This window comes from Pseudomonas sp. QE6, assembly GCF_041379005.1.
GTDB lineage: Bacteria > Pseudomonadota > Gammaproteobacteria > Pseudomonadales > Pseudomonadaceae > Pseudomonas.
In genome coordinates, this window is the sequence record NZ_CP166873.1 from 5,197,483 (window position 1) to 5,217,056 (window position 19,574).

Below are 19,574 nucleotides of genomic sequence, written 5' to 3' on the forward strand. Positions count from 1 at the left end.
CTGCTCCTGCTTCGAAGGGGGTCGTGCGAAAAGCTATCGGCCAGTCATCCGGGATCAGGATAGTGGCTCAGAGCCATCATGCCCGACTCTGGCGCACGCCACCAGTGCGCGTCAGCGGATCGGCAAGGTTTTCGCCAGTAGCGGCGAGTCTTCCGGCAGGTGCATGGACAGCGCCGCCGGCCGTACCGCAAAGCGCAGGTGCCGCCCTTCCAGGGGCTCGCCGTCGAGGTTCACGTCCAGCCCTTCGGCCGCGTCCACCTCCAGCCAGGGCAGACGCGCACGGACGAACAGCTCCTGGCCGCCCAGCCCGCTGCCGAGCAGGGCACCCAGCGCGTCGACCATGTCCTGCGGCGCCGGCAGGATGCTGACATCCAGCAGGCCGTCATCCACCCGCGCCTCCGGGCACAACGCATGCCCGCCACCGGCCTGCCGGCCGTTGCCGATGCCCAGGGCGAGAAATTCGCCTTCCCAGTGGAAACCAGGCCCGCGGAAACGCCCACGCGCGGCGTGCACTTCGGAGAAGCGCGTCAGGCCGGTCAGCAGGTAGGCGGCGCCGCCCAGCAGCTTCTTCAGCTCTTCGGGAGTGTTGGCGGTGACCTTGGAGCCGAAACCGCCGGTGGCCATGTTGAGAAACAGATGGCCGTCCATCTCGCCGATATCCACCGGGCGTGGCGGAACCTCCAGCAACGCCAGGGCGTCCCCCGGCTCCAGCGGCACGCCGGCGGCCCGGGCGAAATCATTGGCAGTGCCCAGCGGCAGGATCGCCAGGCTGGCCTTGCCTCGCCCCTGGGCGAGCGCCTCGGCCACGTCGCGCACGGTGCCATCACCACCACCGGCGACAAGGGTCGTATAACCGGCGGCGAGAGCTTCACCGACCAGCCGCCGGGCATCCCCGCCCTCCCAGGTCACCCGCACATCCAGTACGCGCCCGGCCCGGCGCGTGGCCTGCACCGCTTCGCGTACCGCGTCATTGGTGGCCTGTTTGCCGTGCAAGATCAGCATGGCCCTGGGTTGCGTCATGATCTCTCCTCTCGATTGATCCAGTGACTGTGCCCCAGATTAGCCGACGGGACTTGCGCCACGCTTGATTCGCCCGGCTCATGCCGGATAACCGGTGATCTCGCGGATGCTCTGGTACAGCGGCTTCAGTTGCTTGTACATGCGCTGGTAGACCTCGTTGTACAGCCGCTCGTAGGTGCGCTGCGCCTCCACACGAGGCTGGAAGACCTCACCGACGCGGGTCATGGCGGCCATGGCGCTGGCGAAGTCCGGATAGAGCCCGAGCCCCACCGCGCAGTCGATCGCCGCACCCAGGCCGGACGCCTCGTAGACGTGCGGGCGCTCCGCCGGCAAACCGAAGATGTCGGCGGTGAGTTGCATCGCCGCATCGCTCTGGGAGCCGCCGCCCGCCACGCGCAGACGCTCGATGCGGGTGCCGGAGCGCTTCTCGATGCGCTCCTTGCCCTGGCGCAGCGCGTAGGCCAGGCCTTCGAGGATGGCGCGGTAGATGTGCGCACGGGTATGCACGTCGCCGAAGCCGATGATCGAGCCCTTGGCCTCCAGCCCCGGCTCGCGGATGCCGGGTGTCCAGTAGGGTTGCAGCATCAGGCCCATGGAGCCGGCGGGTACGCTGTTGACCAGGTCATCGAACAGCTTCTCCGGCTCGACGCCCAGCTCGGCGGCACGCTGCATCTCGCGCAGGCCGAACTCGCGCTTGAACCAGCTGACCATCCAGAAGCCGCGGTAGATCATCACTTCGGTGTTGAAGTGGTCGGGGATCGCCGCCGGGTACGGCGGGATCAGCGGGATGGTTTCCAGGTAGCGCGAGCGCGTGGTGTTGATGGTCGCCGTGGTGCCATATGACAGGCAGGCGACGCGCGGGTCGATGGCGCCGGCGCCGAGCACTTCGCAGGCCTTGTCCGCACCCGCGGCGATCAGCGGCAGCCCCTCGGGAATCCCGGTGTGACGACTGGCCTCGGCGGTGATCTCGCCCAGCCGCTCACCGGGCTTGAGCAGGTCCGGCAGTTGCTCGCGGCACACCTCCAGCGCCTGCCATTTCCAGTCGCGCGGCGCGGCCCACTGCAGGCGTTTGTAGTCGAACGGCAGGTAGGCCACGCTGGAGGCCACCGAGTCCACGTAACGCCCGCACAGTCGCTGGGTAAGGAAGCCCGAGAGCAGCAGCACCTTGTGGGTGCGTCGCCGGATATCCGGCTGCTGCTGGGCCACCCAGTTGACCTCGGCCTGGGTGCGAAAATAATCCACCGCGCCCTGGGCGCCCAGCAGCTTGAACAGCCAGCCCCAGGGACCCTTGATCGACTCGCCCAGCTCGGCGCGGCGCTGGTCCAGCCAGATGATCGCCGGGCGCAATGCCCGCCCCGCTTCATCGACATGGATCACCGTGCCGCGCTGGGTCGTCAACGAGACGCCACGGATACGGCTGCGGTCGATGTCGATGCTGGCCCACAGGCGCCGGCAGGCCTCGCCCAGCTGTTCCCAGTAATACTCCGGGTGTTGTTCGGCCCAGCCGGGGTTGTCGGAGAAATAGGCCTCCAGCTCCACCTTGCCCTTGCCGACCAGATTGCCCTCCAGGTCGAAAAGCAGTGCGCGCACGCTCTGGGTGCCGTTATCGATGGCCAGCAGGTAGTTCTGTTCGCTCAAGGTGCGGTCCTTCTTGTTGTTATCCGGCCACTGGCAGGCTGTAGCTGCGCCGCCAGAGCGCCAGGTAGTCCTGTTCTTCCTGCGTCCAGCGGGCGTCGCTCCAGCCCAGACGTGGCTGGCACAGCGCGCGGATCTTCGGCAGTTCGGCGGCGGCGCCGTCGGCCAGCAACAGGCCGATGCGGGTGCGGCGCAGCAGCAGGTCGTCCAAGTGCAGCACCAGTTCGCCCTCCGCCGCCCAGGCAAGCTCGGCCCAGAGGCAATCGGTATCGCCGATACGCCCGCTGCCGACTCCCCTCAGCAGCCGAGCCAGCTCCGGCAAGGCGCGGCCGTGACGACCCGCCAAGCGGCGTTGTTGGGTCGGCGTCAGGCCGGGAAGCGCAACCGCTTCGCTCGGGCTGAAGACGTTGTCCCCAGTCGCTTCCAGCGGCCACTCCAGCATCGGCGCGCAGGCTGCCAGTACCTCCAGCGCCAGCAGGCGGAAGGTGGTGAGCTTGCCGCCGGCCAGGGTCACGCAGCCGGGCTCGGACCACAGGGCGTGCTCGCGCTTTTCGTCCGAGGGCTTGAGCGATGGCGCGCCATCGCTGACCACCGGGCGCACGCCGGCCCAGGTGGAGCGCACGTCCTCCGCCGTGATTCGCGCGGAGGGGAATTGCTGGGCGCAGGCGGCTAGCAGGTAGTTCAGTTCTTCGCGACTGATGGCCGCGTCGTCATCCAGGGTGTCGCGGTGATCGAGGTCCGTGGTGCCGACCACGGTCGCGCCTTCCCAGGGGAAGACGAACACCGGCCGCTTGTCCTGGCCATGCATGAAGCTGAAGGCGTGGGCCACGGGCAGGCGCCAGGCCGGCAGCAGCAAGTGGCTGCCGCGCAACGGGCGAATGTGTTCGCTGCCCTGCTTCTGCCGCAGCGCATCGGCCCAGGCGCCGGTGGCCAGCGCTACGGCGCGACTGCGGAACCCGAAGCGCTGGCCACTCTCGCGATCCTCGGCGACCAGCCCCTGCACACGGCCATCGCGGCGCTCCAGTTCTATCACCCGCAGGCCGTTCAGCGCCTCGCCGCCTTCGGCCCGCGCTTCGCCCAGCACGCGCATCACCAGCCGCGCATCGTCAGTCACCGCATCCTGGAAACGAGTGCCGCCCAACAGGCGTTCTTCTTTCAATCCCGGCGCCAGGTAGCGCAGTTCTTCCAGGCGATAGAACAGATGATTGCGCCGCCCGGCCAGGGCGTCGTAGAGCGACAGCAGCGTGCCGAACACCCGCGGACCGGGAAAGCCGCCCTGATAGTGCGGCATGATGAAGCTCAGCGGCTCGACCAGCCCCGGCGCCTCGCCGAGCAGGCGCTGGCGCTCACGCACCGAGTCGCGGGTCAGGCCGAACTGGCCCTTGGCGATGTAGCGCAGGCCGCCGTGGACCATCTTCGAGGAGCGGCTGGAGGTGCCCCAGGCGAAGTCGCGCTGCTCGATCAGCAGGCAGCGCCAGCCGCGCCGCGCGGCCTCGCGCAGGATGCCGGCACCGCTGATGCCGCCGCCGACCACGATCAGGTCCCAGTCACGGCTTGCCAGTTCCGGCAGCGCCTTTTCGCGCCACGCGGCATTCCAGGCGGACATGTCGTCAGTCCTGCAGCAAGGTGCCGGGGCTCAGGCGGCCGGACGGGTCGAAATGCCCGGCCAGCGCCTTGAGCGCCGCCATGCCCAACGGGCCCTTCTCCACCGGCAGGTAGGGCGCATGGTCCTTGCCCACACCGTGCTGGTGGCTGATGGTGCCGCGGTTCTGCACGATGGCCTGGCTCGCCGCGTGCTTGAGCTTGCGCCAGCGCTCGTGAGTCTCTGCGTAGCTGTTCGCCGGGCGGAAAACGTAAGTGGTGTAGATGCTCGAACCTTCGCCGTAGACGTGGGACAGGTGGGTGAACACGTGCACGCGCTCGCCCTCGGCGGCCAGGCCGTCGCGCAGGCTGGCTTCGATGCGGTTCAGCAGGTTGTCGACGTTGGACCAGTCGGTGGCAGTCTCCAGGGTGTCCACCACATAACCGTTCTCCCACAGCGCCTCGCGCAGGTAGGGGAAGCGGAAGCGGTTCTGCGCCCACTTCTTGCCCAGCAGGGTGCCGGTGAACACGCCGCCAAAGCCCTTGAGCAGGCGCCGCGCGGCGCGCAGCGACGTGGCATTCTGTGCGCGGTCGCCGGTGACGCCGAAGGTCAGCATGCATTTGCCCTCACCCGCGCCGCGCAGCTTCAGGTAGCGCTCCAGCCAGGCGATCTGCCCCGGATGGCCGGCCAGGGCCAACTGGGTCTGGGTTTCGACCGCGTTGGACAGGCGTAGCATCGACAGCGGCACCCGCGCCTGCACCAGCTTGCGGATGCCTTCCAGCGCCTGCTCCCAGGACGGCAGGAAGACGGCGTAGAAGCGTTCGTCCTCGGCGATACGCGTGACGCGTACCTTTACCGAGGAGAGGATGCCGAAGCGGCCTTCGGAACCCATCACCATCTCGCGCAGATCAGGCCCCGCCGAGGAGGCCGGGAAGGTGGGGATTTCCAGGGTGCCGGCGAAGGTTTCCAGCGAACCACCGGCGAACAGCTGCTCGATGCGCCCGTAGCGCAGCGACTGCTGGCCACTGGAGCGACTGACGACCCAGCCGCCGAGGGTGGACAGCTCCCAGGACTGAGGGAAATGCCCGAGGGTGTAACCACGGGCGCGCAACTGGCTTTCCACCTGCGGGCCATTGGCGCCAGGGCCGAAGGTGGCGATCAGGCTCTGCTCGTCCAGCTCCAGCAGGCGGTTCATGTGCTCCAGGGAAACGGTGAGCACGGCCTTGTCGGATTGTGGCGGGTTGATGTGACCGGCTACCGAAGTGCCGCCACCGTAGGGGATTACCAGGCAGTCCCAGAGTTCGGCGAAGCGCAGCAGCTCGCGGATCTGCTCGGCGGTTTGCGGGTAGGCCACGCCGTCGGGGAACACGCCGAACTCGCCTTCGCGCATCGCCAGCCAGTCCGGAAGGCTCTGGCCGCGGGCGTGCAGCAGGCGGTCGCGGGCTTCGCGCACCACCAGCGGATGCTCGGGCAGGCGCGAGGCCGGCACCTTGGCCAGCACCTGCTCCAGCGTCGCATCCGGCAGCGCCAGACCGGGCCCGACCAGTTCGGCGAGAAAACCGCGCCCATTCTCGGGCAGTTCCACTACCGTCGTTTCCTCACCCCAGCCGTTCCAGCGTCGCATGCCCGCTCCTTATTGATTGGGGTCTGCGCGAAAAGTCGTCGAGCGAAGGTCAGGCGAACCGACTTCTAACGAAGCCTCACCGATACGCAGACATTTTTCGCACAGAACCTGGCTATTTCGATGCAATGTAATGGCTGCCTATACTAGCCAGCCGCCCTGCCCTGTCACTGTCGGATCAAGACAGGCGCAGTTGCCGATCGAGACATCAGAACAAGAACGAACGCCATGCAATCCCTCGGCTACACATCCGTCCCCGCACTGCTGAAATACCTGCGTCACGCCGAATCCCTCGGCATGGACCTGGACGCCGCCCTGCAGGCCGCGGACCTCGAACGTGCACAACTGAGCGACAACAGCCAGCGCCTCCCCAGCGAGGCCCACGAGCGCCTGCTGCAACACCTCTGCCTGCACTCCGGCGACCCACTGTTCGGGCTGCACTCGGCGCGTTTCGTCCAGCCCGGCTCCTGGAGCGTGCTCGGCTACATCACCATGAACTGCGCCAACCTCGGCGAAGCCATGGGCCGGATCATTCCCTACGAAAAACTGGTGGGCGACATGGGCACCAGCCAGCTGGAGCCGGCCGAAGATCATGTGAAGCTGATCTGGAACTGCCGCCACGATGCCGCGTTGATACGCCGGCACATGGTGGAGAACGTGCTGGCCTCCTGGCTGCTGTACGCCCGCTGGATCGCCGACACCCAGGGCTCGCCCAAGGAAGTCTGGTTCCAGCATGCGCAGCCCGAAGGCACCGAGCTTGCCGAGTACGAGCAACTGTTCGGCTGCCCGGTGCGCTTCGAGCAGCCCTGCAGCGCCCTGCTGGTGCCACTGCCGCTGCTGGCCTACCCGCTGCGCCAGGCCGACGCCAACCTGCTGCGCACCCTGGAAGAACACGCCCTGGCACTGATGGCCGAACTGGACGACGACGAGCCGCTGCCGCTACGGGTGAAGAACGCCCTGCGCCTGCTGCTCAAGGACGGCCTCCCGCGCAAGGAACGCGTCGCCGAACGCTTCGAGATGACCGTACGCACCCTGCAACGCCACCTGCAGCAGGTCGGCACCAGCTACCAGCAGATCCTCGACGAGCTGCGCCAGGAACTGGCCGAGCACTATCTGGTGCACAGCGACCTGCCGATCCAGGAGATCGCCCAGTACCTGGGCTTTACCGAGTCGCGCTCGTTCCACCGCAGCTTCAAGGGCTGGACCGGGCAGACGCCCGGCGAATACCGCCAGCAGCAGAAGAAAACGCCGGTCTGAGACCGGCGTTTTTACCTTCTCAAGAAATCTACCAAAATCCACAAACCCTAGTATCCATGGGACTTAGCGCCTAAAATTCGTCTCAAGAGATCCAGCAAGGATTAGCTGAATCTACCGCCAAGGTGTGGGTAAAAGTGTGGGTAAGAAGGAGGAGCAAGGGTGTGGGTAAGCTGACCAGCAAGACGGTCGAGTCATTGGCAAGGGCATCCGATGCTGGGAAAACCAATGACGGCGATGGCCTCTACTTCCAGGTAGCCAAAGGCGGCTCTGCGAGCTGGATTTTCCGCTACAAGCAACAAGGGAAAAGTCGCGAAATGGGCCTTGGGTCGTATCCGGCGGTCTCCCTTGGCCAAGCTCGGTTGCTTGCAGGAGAGCAGCGGCGAATTCTTGCCAGCGGGGCAGATCCCTTGGCTGCGCGCGATGAGGAGAGGGAAGCAAAACGTCGGGCCGAGCAATTGGCCGCAGCACGAAAAAGGACGTTTGAAGATCTTGCCGCTGCTCACATCCAAGCCCATGGAGAGGGCTGGTCAGAGAAGTGGCGCAGTGGTTGGCTACGCAAGTTGCAGCTCCACGTGTTCCCGGAAATTGGAAGACTCTCGGCAGACTCCATCCAGACCGAGCACGTTTTGAATGTCCTACGCCCTATCTGGAGCACCAAGACCCGCACCGCCGATGAGGTCCGCGGGCAAATTGAGCAAATCCTCGATGCAGCCAAGGCACATGGACTGCGTCAAGGTGACAATCCTGCTCGTTGGCGAGGGCATCTGGAAAATCTGCTCAGCAAGGCCGAAAAGAAGAAAGCTCGACAGCGAACGCACTTCACTGCAATGCACTGGAGCGGCTTGCCCAAACTGATGGCCAAGCTTAACCAGGCTCCCAGTCGAGATGCGGCGGCGGCTCGCCTACTCATTATCACTGGCGCCCGGACTCATATGGTCAGATTTGCCCAGTGGAGTGAAATCGACCTGGACACAGGTACATGGGTGCTTCCCGCCGAACGGATGAAAATGCGAAAAGAGTTTTCCATCCCCTTGTCTGGGCCGGCCGTAGATTTACTTCGAGATCTGAAGCGCACCGACTCGCCCTTTCTATTCCCTGGACAGGGCAAGAGCGGGGTGATGCACCCAAATGCAATTCGCAATCTGCTCCATGAGCTTGGTCATGCCGATGTGACTCGGCACGGGTTTCGATCCACCTTCCGCGATTGGGCGAGTGAGTGCACGTCCTTTCCGCGTGAGGTATGTGAACTGGCACTCGCGCACGATGAACGCAGTGGGACTGAGGCCGCATACTCTCGGTCTGACTTTCTGGAAAAACGTCGGCAGCTAATGAATGAGTGGGCTGCCTACTGCAATTCAGAAATCAACACTCCAACCAGCTGAAGGTCTGCGGCACATCCGATTTAAATGAAATTCAGCCCTACATCACCCAAGTGAAGATTCCCCAGTGAACCTTCACTGAACCGCACTTACGGTGATACAGGGAGCAACATCTTGATGATCTGTCCCGTCTGTCGATCTGTAAAGGTCGTGACACGTGATTTTGGCAAGAGAATAGGCAGTCTCATCGGAGCTATTGGCGGCGCCAGCAGTGGCCTTTCCGGGGCACTGGCCGGAGGTGGGGCTGGCGCCAGCTTTGGATCGCTCGGCGGACCACCCGGTATGGCGCTGAGCTGCATTGCCGGTGCTGTCCTGGGCGCGCTAGCCGGAGGCGTCGCCGGCTGCGTGGCCGGAGCCACACTCGGCAAACAGGTGGATGAGCACGTGCTGCACAACCATCGCTGTCTGAACTGCCAGCACTGCTTCAGCCCCCTCTACTAGGTCCCCTCCCCCGCTCTCATTCATTTTGCCGGTGCTGCACCTCGCGCAGCGCTGTGGCCGGCTATTGCTCAAAGGAAACTCACCATGGCTCATCTCGTCGAACAAATGGCTTATGTGGGCGAAACGCCCTGGCACGGCCTCGGCAATCAGCTCCCGCAAAAGCAACCGATCGAAATCTGGCAACGCGAAGCCGGCATGGACTGGCAGATCCAGGAAAGCCCAGTGCACTTCAAGGCCGATGCTGCCGGCCATCTGGGCAGCATCCACTCCTTCCCAGAACAGAAGGTGCTCTACCGCTCCGACACCAAGGCGCCGCTGTCCGTGGTCTCTCAGCGCTATCAGGTCGTCCAGCCCAAGGAGGTGCTGGAGTTTTATCGGGACCTGACCGAAGTATCGGGCTATGAGCTCGAAACGGCTGGCGTACTCAAAGGCGGACGCAAATTCTGGGCACTGGCGCGCACTGGTCAGCACGCAGCGCTCAAAGGCAATGACCAGGTGAATGGCTACTTGCTGCTAGCCACCTCGTGCGACGGGACACTCGCTACCACTGCCACGCCCACGACCATCCGAGTTGTCTGCAATAACACCCTCACTATTGCCTTGGATGGCACCTCCCGGGCCATCAAGGTTCCCCACAACACCCGCTTCGACTCCCAGGCGGTGAAGAAGCAACTCGGCATCTCCGTCTCGCAATGGGACGAGTTCATGTATCGGATGCGCCATCTGGCTGAACGAAAGGTGCGCCCAAGAGAGGCCACGAGCTTCTTCCTGGACGTGTTGTGCGATGTTGCGCCTACGACGGACATTCCCGAAAAGCTCGCCAACGAGCGGGCACTTCGCAGGGTGCATGAGCTGTATGAGGGGGCAGGCCGCGGTGCCAAGCTACCTGCGGCGGAGGGAACAGCGTGGGGCTTGCTCTGCTCCGTCACTGAGTATGTGGACCACGAACGGCGGGCGCGCAGCAATGAATATCGCCTGGACTCGGCGTGGTTCGGACAAGGAGCGGTGCTGAAGCAGAAAGCGTTGGATGCTGCGTTGGAGCTCGCAGCTTAGCGACAGGAAATTGACCTAAGCGCACTCGAAACTGCGGCGTCACCCAGCGCTATCTATAACCCCGCCTCGCGGAGCAAATCTGAAGGTTTGCACTGAATAGCGACAGCTATTCGGCAGATGTTCAGGAACGTAACGTTTCGCTCGCCACGCTCGATTTTCCCCATATGCGAGCGGTCAATCGAAGCAGCATCGGCCAGAGCCTCTTGCGACAACTCAAGGGCAAGGCGGCGCGCTCGGACAGCTGCGCCGAGCTTCACGAGGTCCCCGTCTTTGTCTTGGATCGCAGAGATTCTTGCCATGGCAAAAATCGTCAAGCTATGATGACAATAAGACCACGGCATTTACGACCCATTTAAGAAATTTCCGCTACCGAAGCGCAGTGCATCTGCGCTGAGTTAGCTCTCGCAGTTGTTTCTTTCCCCTTCTAACCCCTAACCCAAAGGAGCCTGTCATGCAGGATGCAACCTCTACCCTCGACACCTCTTGGCACTACGAACAAAACGGCGAGCGCAAAGGCGCCATCTCGCAGCAACAGCTCATCGCCCTCATCCAACAAGGCCAGCTCACTTATGGATCTCGCGTCTGGAAAAAAGGCATGGCTGACTGGATGCAGATCGAGCAAACCGAACTGCGCCAGCATCTGGAGGATGTCGCCCCGCCACCGCTGACCGGTAGCAGCGTCAACAACAAGATCGTCTGGCTGCTGGCATTCGCTCCGTTGATTGGCTATCTGCTGGAGTCCTTCGTGGCTGGACTGCTGGGCGCGAGTGAAGCGCAGTGGGAGCGAGCCATGTCAGAGAACCGCTACTGGTACGTCACCCTGGCTCTGAACATTGCCCTGTCGGTGCTCGACTCCAAGCGCCTCAAGCAGGCCGGTCACGACGTCAGCCGCTTCAAAGGCTGGGTGTTCGTGGTACCGGTCTACCTCTATCAGCGCGCCAAGCTGCTGAACCAGAACCTCGCCTACTTCATCACCTGGATCGTCTGCTTCGTCATCAGCATCGGCGCACACCAGGGCTAGCCTCACCCTCACTTACGAGAGTTACTCCATGAAAATGATCAGAGCGATAGCGCTGCTGTCCGGCCTTGCCGTGGGCGTGATCGAAACTTGCGCCGTAGCAGGCACCTACGAATGGACCACCGGTTATGCCCAGGGTGTGCGGGAACACCTGGTCGACGATGGCAATGGGAACGAGCTGAACATCTCCTGCCCAGACGATGATGAAAGTGGCGTGAGCGCCTACGCCACGATTAGTGGCAAGCAGTATTCGTCCAACGACGACGGTGGATTCGATGTCATTGTCGATGGTACGGCCTACAGCAATCCCTTCTTCACCGACTGCCACGTGTGCGGCAACAACTTCCCGGGCTTCTGGGCGGCGTTGCGCAAGGCGAACAATCTTCAGCTCAGCGCGGAGGGCAGGACTGTGAAGCTGCCGACCAAGAATCTTTCCAAAGTTCTGCAACCCCTGAACAGCAAGAAAAACCTTTGCCGCTCCGCCTGGTAACCCAGAGCGGATTGCTGGAAACATCTTTCACAGGATTATGACGATGAAGAAGTACCTGGCTGTCGCGCTTCTACTCGCGGCCATTGCCGGATGCGGCTCTGAGCCGCCCGTTACCGTTGAGCTTGGCAGAAACTCCGTCTGGGGCGGACCGCAGATTCGCATCACTGCCCGTGAGGACAGCGTCACGATCAACAAAGTGCAGATCAATCGCGGGAACTGCCCCGTCAATGTCCAAGAGCGCCTGCCGTACAAGCTCGCCTTTGGTGAGCTGTTGAAGGCAGACGCACCGTCTTGCCAAAAGGTAGTTGAGGTGTCTCTCTCTACCAGCGAAGGGGATTACGACTTCAATTTTGACAGCTAGTCCGCGCCTTATAACTGAACAGCCCGAGCGGTTTCCCGCTCGGGCTTTTTTATGCCCGCAGGAAAAGTCATATGCCTCAATCCCATGTCTCTGCTGTCAGTAAGCACGCGCAAAAGCGCCCTGCCCTGCGATTGGTGGGCACCAAACAACTCTCCCGTGAAGCCTGGCTGGCCGTCCGCAAAGACGGTATCGGTAGCTCCGATGCCGCTGCAGCCGTCGGCCTCAATCCGTACAAATCCCAATTGGAGTTATGGCTGGAAAAAACTGGTCGTGATGCCGGCCTACCGAAATCCGATCCCCATGATGAGGAAAGCGCCACCTACTGGGGCAACATCCTGGAACCAATCGTCGCGACGCACTACACCCGCCGCAGCGGGCACCGAGTGCGGCGCATCAACGCCGTGCTGCAGCACCCTGATCCGAAACTGAACTGGATGCTGGCCAACATCGACCGCGAGGTTATCGGCGCCAGCGATGTGCAGATCCTCGAATGCAAGACCGCAGGCATCAACGGAGCGCGCCTCTGGAAAGAAGGCGTGCCGGTGTATGTGCAGCTGCAGGTGATGCATCAGTTGGCGGTCACCGGTAAGCAGGCGGCAGACGTGGCCGTGCTGGTCGGCGGCCAGCAGTTGGAGATCCACCGCATCGAGCGTGACGACGAACTGATCGCTCGGCTGATCGAACTAGAACAGGACTTCTGGAACTACGTGCAACGCGACACTCCGCCGCCGGCCGATGGCTCCGAATCAGCAGAGCAAGCACTGCGCTGTCTCTACCCCGAAGACAACGGCAACACGCGGGACTTTTCCCAGGATCCCATTCTCTGCGCCGCCTTCGATGAGCTGAAGGAAGCTCGCGCCACGCTCGAGGCCCACAGCAAGCGCGAGGCGGAGCTCAAACAGTTTCTGCAGCAGGCCATGGGTGAAGCCAGTCGCGCGGTGTTTGCCAACGGTTCGGTGACCTGGCGCAAGGCCAAGGACAGTCTGGCCCTGGATGTGCCGCGGTTGCTGAAGGAAAAGCCGTATCTCCTCACACGCTTCTCCACCACCAAACCGGGAAGCCGTCGCTTCCTGGTCACCTGAATCCACTCCCCCTTGACCGCCCCGATGTTGCCCGACTCGGGGCGGTCTTTTTTATTCACCTGGAGAACCACCATGCTCAAAGGCTTGGCTATTACGCCGCCCGTACTCGGGCGGATTTCCATCGGCAAGGTTGTCGAGAAGAACGGCAAGCGCCTGCCAGAGAAGGACGATCAATTCACCATCACCTCGCAGGTGCAACTGCGTGATGGCTGGATCCATCACCCCATCGACGAGGAGCTCCGCAAAGCCCAGGGCGGCAAGATTCGCAGCATCCCGATCCGCCTGCTGTTCAACGCACCCGACCTGAATTTTCGTGCCGAGTACTGCCTCTTTGATCGGCAATCGGGGCGGCCGGTGTGCGTCGGAAACGGCGAAACCTGCAAACGACGCGGTAAGGACAGCATCGACTCACTGCCCTGCCCTTCACCCGATGGTTGCTCGCTAGCGAAAGGTGGCGCCTGCAAGCCCTATGGCCGACTCAACGTGGTCATCGGCGATGAAGATGCGCTCGGCAGCTTCGTGTTTCGAACCACGGGCTTCAACAGCATCCGCACGCTGGCCGCTCGCCTGCAGTACCTCCAAGCGATTTCGGGAGACCGTCTGGCGTGTCTGCCACTTGAGCTACGTCTGCGCGGAAAGTCCACCCGGCAAAGCCATGGCTCGCCGATCTTCTACGTCGATATCACCGTACGCAGCGGGCTGTCGATCGAAGCTGCGCTGCAGCATGCCCGAGAGACCGATGAGGTACGCCAAGCATCCGGCTTCGACCAGCAAGCCCTCGATGCTGCAGCGCGCCAGGGCTTCGCCAACGGGGCGTTTGAGGATAGCGAAGAAGAAAGCGGCGCGATCGTTGATGAGTTCTTTCCCGAGCCTGCGGCCACCACGGCGACATCTCCCGCTCCAGCAGACGAACCAATCAGCGCCAGCACTCGCCCGACTCTATCGAAGCTGCTGCGCGAACGCGCCGAAGCTCGTAATCAACAGCCCACCAACTAACAAAAACAGGCGCCGGGCGGCAGCTCGGTGCCAACCAAACATACAGGAGTAAAAATCATGCTCATCCTCACCCGCAGCGTCGGCAAAACCATCCGCATTGGCGACGAAATCGAGATCGTCATACTTCGAGTCAACGGCAATCAGGTGCGCGTTGGTGTTTCCGCACCGTCCCACATCACAGTGCATCGCGATGAGGTCTACCAGCGGATCCAAGCAAACCAACATTTCCCCTCCTGATCACTCACCTCACAGGAAATTCGGCATGACGCTACTACGCTTTCTGGGCCTACTCTTCGTACTCTTCAGCGTCTTCGCCGGTACGGCAGCCGTGGTTGGACTAGCAGTCCTGGCTATGCGCTTCTGGCCATTGATGCTGACACTCATCGTGGCGCTCACCATATTCCATTTCGCTACCCGACGAGGCTCGTCTATCCGGGGTTAGGTCGGCATAAACAGGAGCCCTCTGGGCTCCTGTTGCCATTTCTTTTTTTGCCCCATCGATAGACTGCTTCCGGCCAATAGCGGCCGTCCGAACGAACCGCTCAATGGGGCGATCATGGCGAGCATCGAGTCAGACATGGCCTAGTTCGAAGTTACCATCTTGGCACTGTATGGCTAGGCCAAGCATGACTACAGTGGCTCCAACAAACACCCACCCACTGCGAGTGACTTTCCATGAACAACCGTCTTGATTACTTCAAACTGTCCCCCCAGGCCTCCAACAAACTGGTGGAGCTCACCCTGCACTTGAGCAAGAAGCCGCTGCTGGCCGACCTTGCCCACCTGATCATGCTGCGGGCTTCACAGCTCAATGGCTGTGCGTTCTGTGTGGATATGCATGTGAAAGAGGCCAAGATTCATGGCGAGCGCGAGTTGCGTCTTCACCATGTGGCTGTCTGGCGTGAGTCGCCACTGTTTTCGCCGGTCGAGCGCGCGGCGTTGGAGTGGACTGAAGCCCTGACCCAACTGCAACCTCATGGTATTCCCGACCGCCTGCATGCGCGTGTGCGTGAACAGTTTTCTGAGCAGGAACTGTCTGACCTGTCGTTCCTGATCGTCGCCATCAATGGTTGGAATCGCCTCAATGTGGCGTTTCAGGCAATCCCGGGTTCGTCCGATGAGATGTTCGGTCTGACCAAGGCCAACCTCAACTGAGTGCCTTGCTGATCAATGCGCCAAGCTGCTCGCCCGAAGCAGCCGTGGCGCAGTTGGTAAAGCTCAACAGCAGCCCCGATTGACGCTGCGACGACGCAGCCCAGCGCGACAACGCTTGTACTGACATGCCCTTGGCCAGCGCCTGCTCGGCCAGGGCGGTGTCGCTTACCCCGTCCGGCAAACGCAGTAACAGGTGCATGCCGCCTGGCGAGCGTTCTGGCTGCATACCTTTGGGCAAACTCTGCTCCAGCGCTTCGAGGGTCAATGCCCGTCGTTCGTTGTAAAGCCGGCGCATGCGTTGGATATGGCGAGTGAAATGCCCCTCGGCGATAAATTCCGCCACCAGCGCCTGGGTGATCGATGGCGAGCCGGCGGAAAACAACGCCCGCCCCACCCGCTCGAACGCCGCCACCTGCGCCTGCGGCACCACCAGGTAAGCCAGGCGGATCCCCGGAAACAGCACCTTGCTGAAGGTGCCGGCATACAGCACCCGGCCGTGGCGATCCAGGCTGGCCAGCGCCGGCAACGGGCGGCTGACATAACGGTACTCGCCGTCGTAATCGTCCTCGACAATCCACGCCCCGCTGCGCGCCGCCCAGTCCAGCAACAATTGCCGACGCGGCAGCGACAGGGCCATGGACAGCGGGCTCTGATGCCCCGGCGTCACCATCGCCACCTGCGCCGGTGCGGCCTGGGCAATGGCCTGCTCCACGTTCATGCCCTCCTCATCCACCGCAATCGGCTCCAGCTGCATGCCGAACTGGCGCAGCACCTGGCGCGTGGTGGGATAGCCCGGATCTTCCACCCAGGCCCGCTCACCGGGCTGCAGCAAGGTATGGGCAATCAGCGACAGGCTGTTGCGCCAGCCGCTGGTAATAAACACCTGATGGGCGCCGCAATCGATCCCGCGCGACACCTGCAGGTACGAGGCAATGGCACTGCGCAGCGCCGGCAGGCCGTGGGGCGCCGGGTAGTCCAGATCGCCCAGACGCATGCCACGCAGATAACGCGCGCCCAGGCGCGCCCAGATCTTGCGCGGAAAGGCATCCAGCGCCGGCACGCCCATCTGAAACGGCAACAGCTGCGGTGGACGCCAGAGCGAATCCGGGGAGTCTTCGATCACTTCGTTGCTCACTGGCAGCGCGCTGGTCGCCAGCATAGGCTTCTGTAGCTCGGGATTGACCACGGTGCCTTTCTGCCCAAGCGCCAGTAGGTAACCCTCACTGGTCAGTAGCGAATAGGCCAACTCGATGGTGCCACGTGCCACGCCCAGCTCCTTGGCCATGGCTCGCGCCGACGGCAAGCGATCACCGGGGGCCAGCGTGCCAGCGGCAATGGCGGCCAGCACGCGGTCGTAGAGTTGACGATACAGCGGCGAGCCGGGTTGCTCATTCAGAGGCGCAAAAGGCGGGGTGGGAGTATTTGTCATGGCCTAGTTGATATCCCATTTCTTGGCTCATTTAAGTGGGGCAATGGTAGTCCAAGATAGCGCCATCACCTACTCACTGAGGCCAACTCCCATGACGTTTACCCTCCACAACTTCGTACCCAGCGTGCTCGACCTGGCGGACACGGCCCTGCGCCCCCTGGATACCCCCTACGACCTGCGTATCGCCTTCCCAGTGATGCAGCAACTGCGCCCTCACCTGACTAGCGAGGCCGACTTCATCAGCCGCATCGAGCGCATGCGCGCCGAGGGGTATCGCCTGGTCGGCGCATTCGACGCGGGCAGCCTTGTCGGGTTGGCCGGTTATCGCCTGCAGGAAAACCTGATTTACGGCGCCTTCCTGTATGTCGACGACCTAGTTACCGCCGAGGCTCAGCGCGGCGGCCAGTGGGGCTCGCGGCTACTGCAAGCGCTGGAACGACTGGCCCGCGCCAGCGGTTGCGCACGCCTGGTGCTCGACACCGGTTTAGCCAACGCCCGCGCCCAACGTTTCTACTTCCGCGAAGGCCTGTACACCGGTGCACTGCGTTTTCAAAAACAGTTCGATACGCCTTAACCCGCGCGCCACTTTTTTCAGGAGGCAACACCATGACGTCGTCCCCGCAGCCACTCCCTCCTTTACGAATTCTTCGCCTAGTCGCCAGCCCCAATGGCGGCGCCTCGGAAAGTTTGAAACTGTCCCAGCAGATTCTGTTTACCCTGGCTATCAAGGCTGGCAGACGCGGTATCGAGCTGACTGATTTCGACCTCAGCACGTTGGCCGCAGTCGACGCGTTGTACGCCCAGACCCTAGCCAATCAGAGTGTGGTGGTCGCCAGGGAGCCGGGGGACACATTGGGCCGTTCCGACGAGCTGATCGAGCAACTTCTGAGGTGCGACGCACTGCTGATTGCCACGCCGATGCACAACTACAGCGTGCCAGTTCCGCTCAAGGCCTGGATCGACCATGTGGTACGCGTCGGCAAAACGTTCCTGACCACTGCCAGAGGCAAAGTCGGAACGCTGGCGGATCGTCCGGTTTATGTCGCTGTAGCTAGCGGCGGCTACATCAGCGGCCAAAACGCTCGCCAACCCGACTTTCTGCGCCCCTACTTGTCGGCTGTGCTCGCCACCATCGGTCTCAATGACGTGCATTACTTCACCGTTGAAGGTACGGCCAAGGGAGTGGAGTCACTGACTGCGGGACGGGAGGCGGGGTACGCCGAAGTGCAGGCGTTCTTTGGCAGCGAATTGAAAATGGCGATGTAGGTGGTTGTCTCCTGAACACTTCGGCTGCGCATGATCAATGAAGGGGCATCGCAAGAGACCGCAATTGGCGAGAGGCGAACGCCTACGCTGATCTCATGCGCAGAGGAACAAGACACAGCCACACGGTCGTACAGTTGTCTAGACCAACGCAACAGCGTTTGTTTAAGACAATGCGTTTCTAACTGCCAACGCTGCATCAAATATGGATCGTTCCTCATAGGGAGCGAATCCCAGCAAAAAACCGGTAGATACCGGTGCCTGGTAAAACCGCGCTAGCGGCATTACATCAACATTGGCCTCTTCGATTCGCCGGCATGCGTCAGACTCGCTGCCGCCCAGCAACGAGCAGGCGATGTCCAGACCTGCACGAATCTCCGGTACCTCGATCAAGCCCTGCCAATACTGCTGCGCTGCGCAACTGAGCGCTTCAGCACGCAGTGAATAGAGCTTGCGCATGCGTCTGACATGTCGTTCGAAATGTCCTTGATCGAAAAAAGCTGCCAGTACAGCCTGACTCAGGCTGTTAGGGTGTCGCGAGGTCAACGCCAGTGCTCGGGTGAACATGTCTACCAGATGTAGCGGAAGCGCCAGATACGCCAGGCGAGCGGACGGAAACAGCAACTTGCTGAACGTACCGGCAAGGATCACCGAATCATCGGCGCCAGCCATGGCGCGTAATGCTGGAATGGGCTTGGCGATGAATCGAAACTCGCTGTCGTAGTCATCTTCGATGACATAGGCCCCGCAAGCGCCCGCCCAACGCAGCAGTTCGAGTCTTCTGGCGGGAGACAGTTCGTGACCTGTTGGCATTTGCCGCGACGGCGTCACATAAGCCAGTTCGGCCAGGGGGGCGGCCCGCATACCCTCCTCGACACGCATACCCTGTTGATCCACCGGCACGTCCACCACCTTGCAACCTGCGACAGTCATAAGCTGGCGTACCATCGGATAGCCCGGATCCTCCATCCAGACTGTGCCCCCGGGCCTTGCCAGCAGGCGCAGGCATAAGTCGATTCCCTGTTGCACGCTACTGAGCACCACGATTTGATCCGGCGAAACGTGCACACCTCGAGCGGAGCCCAGATATTCGGCAATGGCGCCGCGCAAACTCGGCAAACCGGCGGGGTCGTAATCGAGCAGCGTCTGCACTTTGGAACTGCGCATCTGCTGGATATGCAACTTGCGCCACAGGTCAATCGGGAATGAATGAACGTCGCCACGCATTGGGAAAAAAGGGCGAAGGCCAGGAGCGACTTCGCGCCTGATGAACTCTGGAGTAGCAGCTTTTAGCCGCTCCAACCAATCCGTGACTGGCGGCGCTCGCCGCACAGGGACTTGCATTCCATCACGTCGTTGCTGGGAAAAGGCTCGAAGTTTCGCATCGGGGAGCTCGCACACGCGGGTACCACTGCCTGTTAGGCTGACCACATAGCCCTCCGATAAAAGCTGCTGATACGCAGCCTGTACCGTCCCACGTGCAAGTCCCAGATGGGCGGCTAACGTCCGGCTTCCCGGAAGCTTACTGCCGGCAGACAAACGCCCGCAAAGCATTGCCTCGCGCAGCTCTAGATACAGCCACTGCTGAAGATTGACGCCCGCAGCGGGCCTATCACACGGTAATGCCATTGCCCCAAACAGGGCCGCGTCAGATGGCATGAGCACCTCGAAAGTGGATCAGCGTTTCAGGCTATAAGTGGATCAATACCATAGGCCGCTTTATGATCACAATTGACTCCAAGCACATGTACACGCCGCACACCAAAAACGCTCAGGGCCATGTGCTCTATGT

General features: G+C 62.2%; 19 protein-coding genes. 12 read left to right on the plus strand and 7 right to left on the minus strand.

What is annotated here, in order from left to right:
• Positions 1–111: 111 nt before the first annotated feature.
• From yegS to ACAW63_RS23770, 4 genes are all read right to left on the minus strand, one after another.
• A complete protein-coding gene (gene yegS, locus ACAW63_RS23755) occupies positions 112–1,020 on the minus strand; it encodes a lipid kinase YegS (RefSeq protein WP_371229477.1) in 909 nt (302 codons plus the stop codon).
• 78 nt (positions 1,021–1,098) lie between these two features.
• Positions 1,099–2,658, minus strand: a complete 1,560-nt coding sequence (locus ACAW63_RS23760) for an FGGY-family carbohydrate kinase (protein ID WP_371229479.1) — start codon at positions 2,656–2,658, stop codon at positions 1,099–1,101.
• 19 nt (positions 2,659–2,677) lie between these two features.
• Positions 2,678–4,261 (minus strand): glycerol-3-phosphate dehydrogenase/oxidase, encoded by a 1,584-nt coding sequence (locus ACAW63_RS23765; RefSeq protein ID WP_371229481.1) that lies wholly within the window; start codon positions 4,259–4,261, stop codon positions 2,678–2,680.
• A 4-nt stretch (positions 4,262–4,265) separates the two neighbouring features.
• Positions 4,266–5,861 carry an FAD-binding oxidoreductase gene (locus ACAW63_RS23770; RefSeq protein WP_371229484.1) on the minus strand — a complete coding sequence of 532 codons (1,596 nt, stop codon included), beginning with the start codon at positions 5,859–5,861 and terminating at the stop codon, positions 4,266–4,268.
• A 225-nt stretch (positions 5,862–6,086) separates the two neighbouring features.
• Here ACAW63_RS23770 and ACAW63_RS23775 point away from each other — a divergent pair, with 225 nt between their 5' ends.
• From ACAW63_RS23775 to ACAW63_RS23785, 3 genes are all read left to right on the plus strand, one after another.
• Positions 6,087–7,115: an AraC family transcriptional regulator gene (locus tag ACAW63_RS23775; protein ID WP_371229487.1), complete on the plus strand. Its 1,029-nt coding sequence runs from the start codon at positions 6,087–6,089 to the stop codon at positions 7,113–7,115.
• 161 nt (positions 7,116–7,276) lie between these two features.
• Positions 7,277–8,497: a tyrosine-type recombinase/integrase gene (locus ACAW63_RS23780; protein WP_371229490.1), complete on the plus strand. Its 1,221-nt coding sequence runs from the start codon at positions 7,277–7,279 to the stop codon at positions 8,495–8,497.
• Between the two features lie 522 nt (positions 8,498–9,019).
• The gene (locus tag ACAW63_RS23785) at positions 9,020–9,988 is read left to right on the plus strand and encodes a DUF932 domain-containing protein (protein ID WP_371229493.1); all 969 of its coding nucleotides are present in this window, start codon (positions 9,020–9,022) and stop codon (positions 9,986–9,988) included.
• A 53-nt stretch (positions 9,989–10,041) separates the two neighbouring features.
• Here ACAW63_RS23785 and ACAW63_RS23790 read toward each other — a convergent pair whose 3' ends face one another.
• Positions 10,042–10,287, minus strand: a complete 246-nt coding sequence (locus ACAW63_RS23790) for a helix-turn-helix domain-containing protein (RefSeq protein ID WP_119561246.1) — start codon at positions 10,285–10,287, stop codon at positions 10,042–10,044.
• A gap of 152 nt (positions 10,288–10,439) precedes the next feature.
• Here ACAW63_RS23790 and ACAW63_RS23795 point away from each other — a divergent pair, with 152 nt between their 5' ends.
• The 7 genes from ACAW63_RS23795 (at position 10,440) to ACAW63_RS23825 (ending at position 15,090) form a co-directional block, all read left to right on the plus strand.
• Positions 10,440–11,009, plus strand: coding sequence for a DUF4339 domain-containing protein (locus ACAW63_RS23795; protein WP_371229496.1), 570 nt, complete (start codon positions 10,440–10,442; stop codon positions 11,007–11,009).
• Positions 11,010–11,043: 34 nt separating this feature from the next.
• Entirely contained in the window at positions 11,044–11,496 is a 453-nt protein-coding gene (locus ACAW63_RS23800) for a hypothetical protein (RefSeq protein ID WP_371234772.1), read from the plus strand.
• Between the two features lie 43 nt (positions 11,497–11,539).
• Positions 11,540–11,857 carry a hypothetical protein gene (locus ACAW63_RS23805; protein ID WP_371229499.1) on the plus strand — a complete coding sequence of 106 codons (318 nt, stop codon included), beginning with the start codon at positions 11,540–11,542 and terminating at the stop codon, positions 11,855–11,857.
• A 71-nt stretch (positions 11,858–11,928) separates the two neighbouring features.
• Positions 11,929–12,939, plus strand: a complete 1,011-nt coding sequence (locus ACAW63_RS23810; protein WP_371229502.1) for a YqaJ viral recombinase family protein — start codon at positions 11,929–11,931, stop codon at positions 12,937–12,939.
• A 72-nt stretch (positions 12,940–13,011) separates the two neighbouring features.
• Positions 13,012–13,935, plus strand: a complete 924-nt coding sequence (locus ACAW63_RS23815) for a hydrolase or metal-binding protein (RefSeq protein WP_371229504.1) — start codon at positions 13,012–13,014, stop codon at positions 13,933–13,935.
• A gap of 57 nt (positions 13,936–13,992) precedes the next feature.
• Entirely contained in the window at positions 13,993–14,172 is a 180-nt protein-coding gene (csrA, locus tag ACAW63_RS23820) for a carbon storage regulator CsrA (protein WP_371229507.1), read from the plus strand.
• Between the two features lie 438 nt (positions 14,173–14,610).
• Positions 14,611–15,090, plus strand: a complete 480-nt coding sequence (locus tag ACAW63_RS23825; protein ID WP_371229510.1) for a carboxymuconolactone decarboxylase family protein — start codon at positions 14,611–14,613, stop codon at positions 15,088–15,090.
• On the opposite strand, the gene ACAW63_RS23830 is transcribed toward ACAW63_RS23825, so the two are convergent.
• Positions 15,083–16,519: a PLP-dependent aminotransferase family protein gene (locus tag ACAW63_RS23830; RefSeq protein WP_239745991.1), complete on the minus strand. Its 1,437-nt coding sequence runs from the start codon at positions 16,517–16,519 to the stop codon at positions 15,083–15,085. The two genes, ACAW63_RS23825 and ACAW63_RS23830, sit on opposite strands and share 8 nt — an antisense overlap.
• A gap of 91 nt (positions 16,520–16,610) precedes the next feature.
• Between ACAW63_RS23830 and ACAW63_RS23835 the strand changes: the two genes are divergently transcribed.
• Complete coding sequence (locus ACAW63_RS23835) at positions 16,611–17,093, plus strand: GNAT family N-acetyltransferase (RefSeq protein ID WP_239745990.1); 483 nt, start codon at positions 16,611–16,613, stop codon at positions 17,091–17,093.
• Between the two features lie 32 nt (positions 17,094–17,125).
• Complete coding sequence (locus tag ACAW63_RS23840) at positions 17,126–17,785, plus strand: FMN-dependent NADH-azoreductase (RefSeq protein ID WP_371229514.1); 660 nt, start codon at positions 17,126–17,128, stop codon at positions 17,783–17,785.
• Between the two features lie 162 nt (positions 17,786–17,947).
• On the opposite strand, the gene ACAW63_RS23845 is transcribed toward ACAW63_RS23840, so the two are convergent.
• Positions 17,948–19,441: a PLP-dependent aminotransferase family protein gene (locus ACAW63_RS23845; protein WP_239745988.1), complete on the minus strand. Its 1,494-nt coding sequence runs from the start codon at positions 19,439–19,441 to the stop codon at positions 17,948–17,950.
• Positions 19,442–19,574 lie beyond the last annotated feature (133 nt).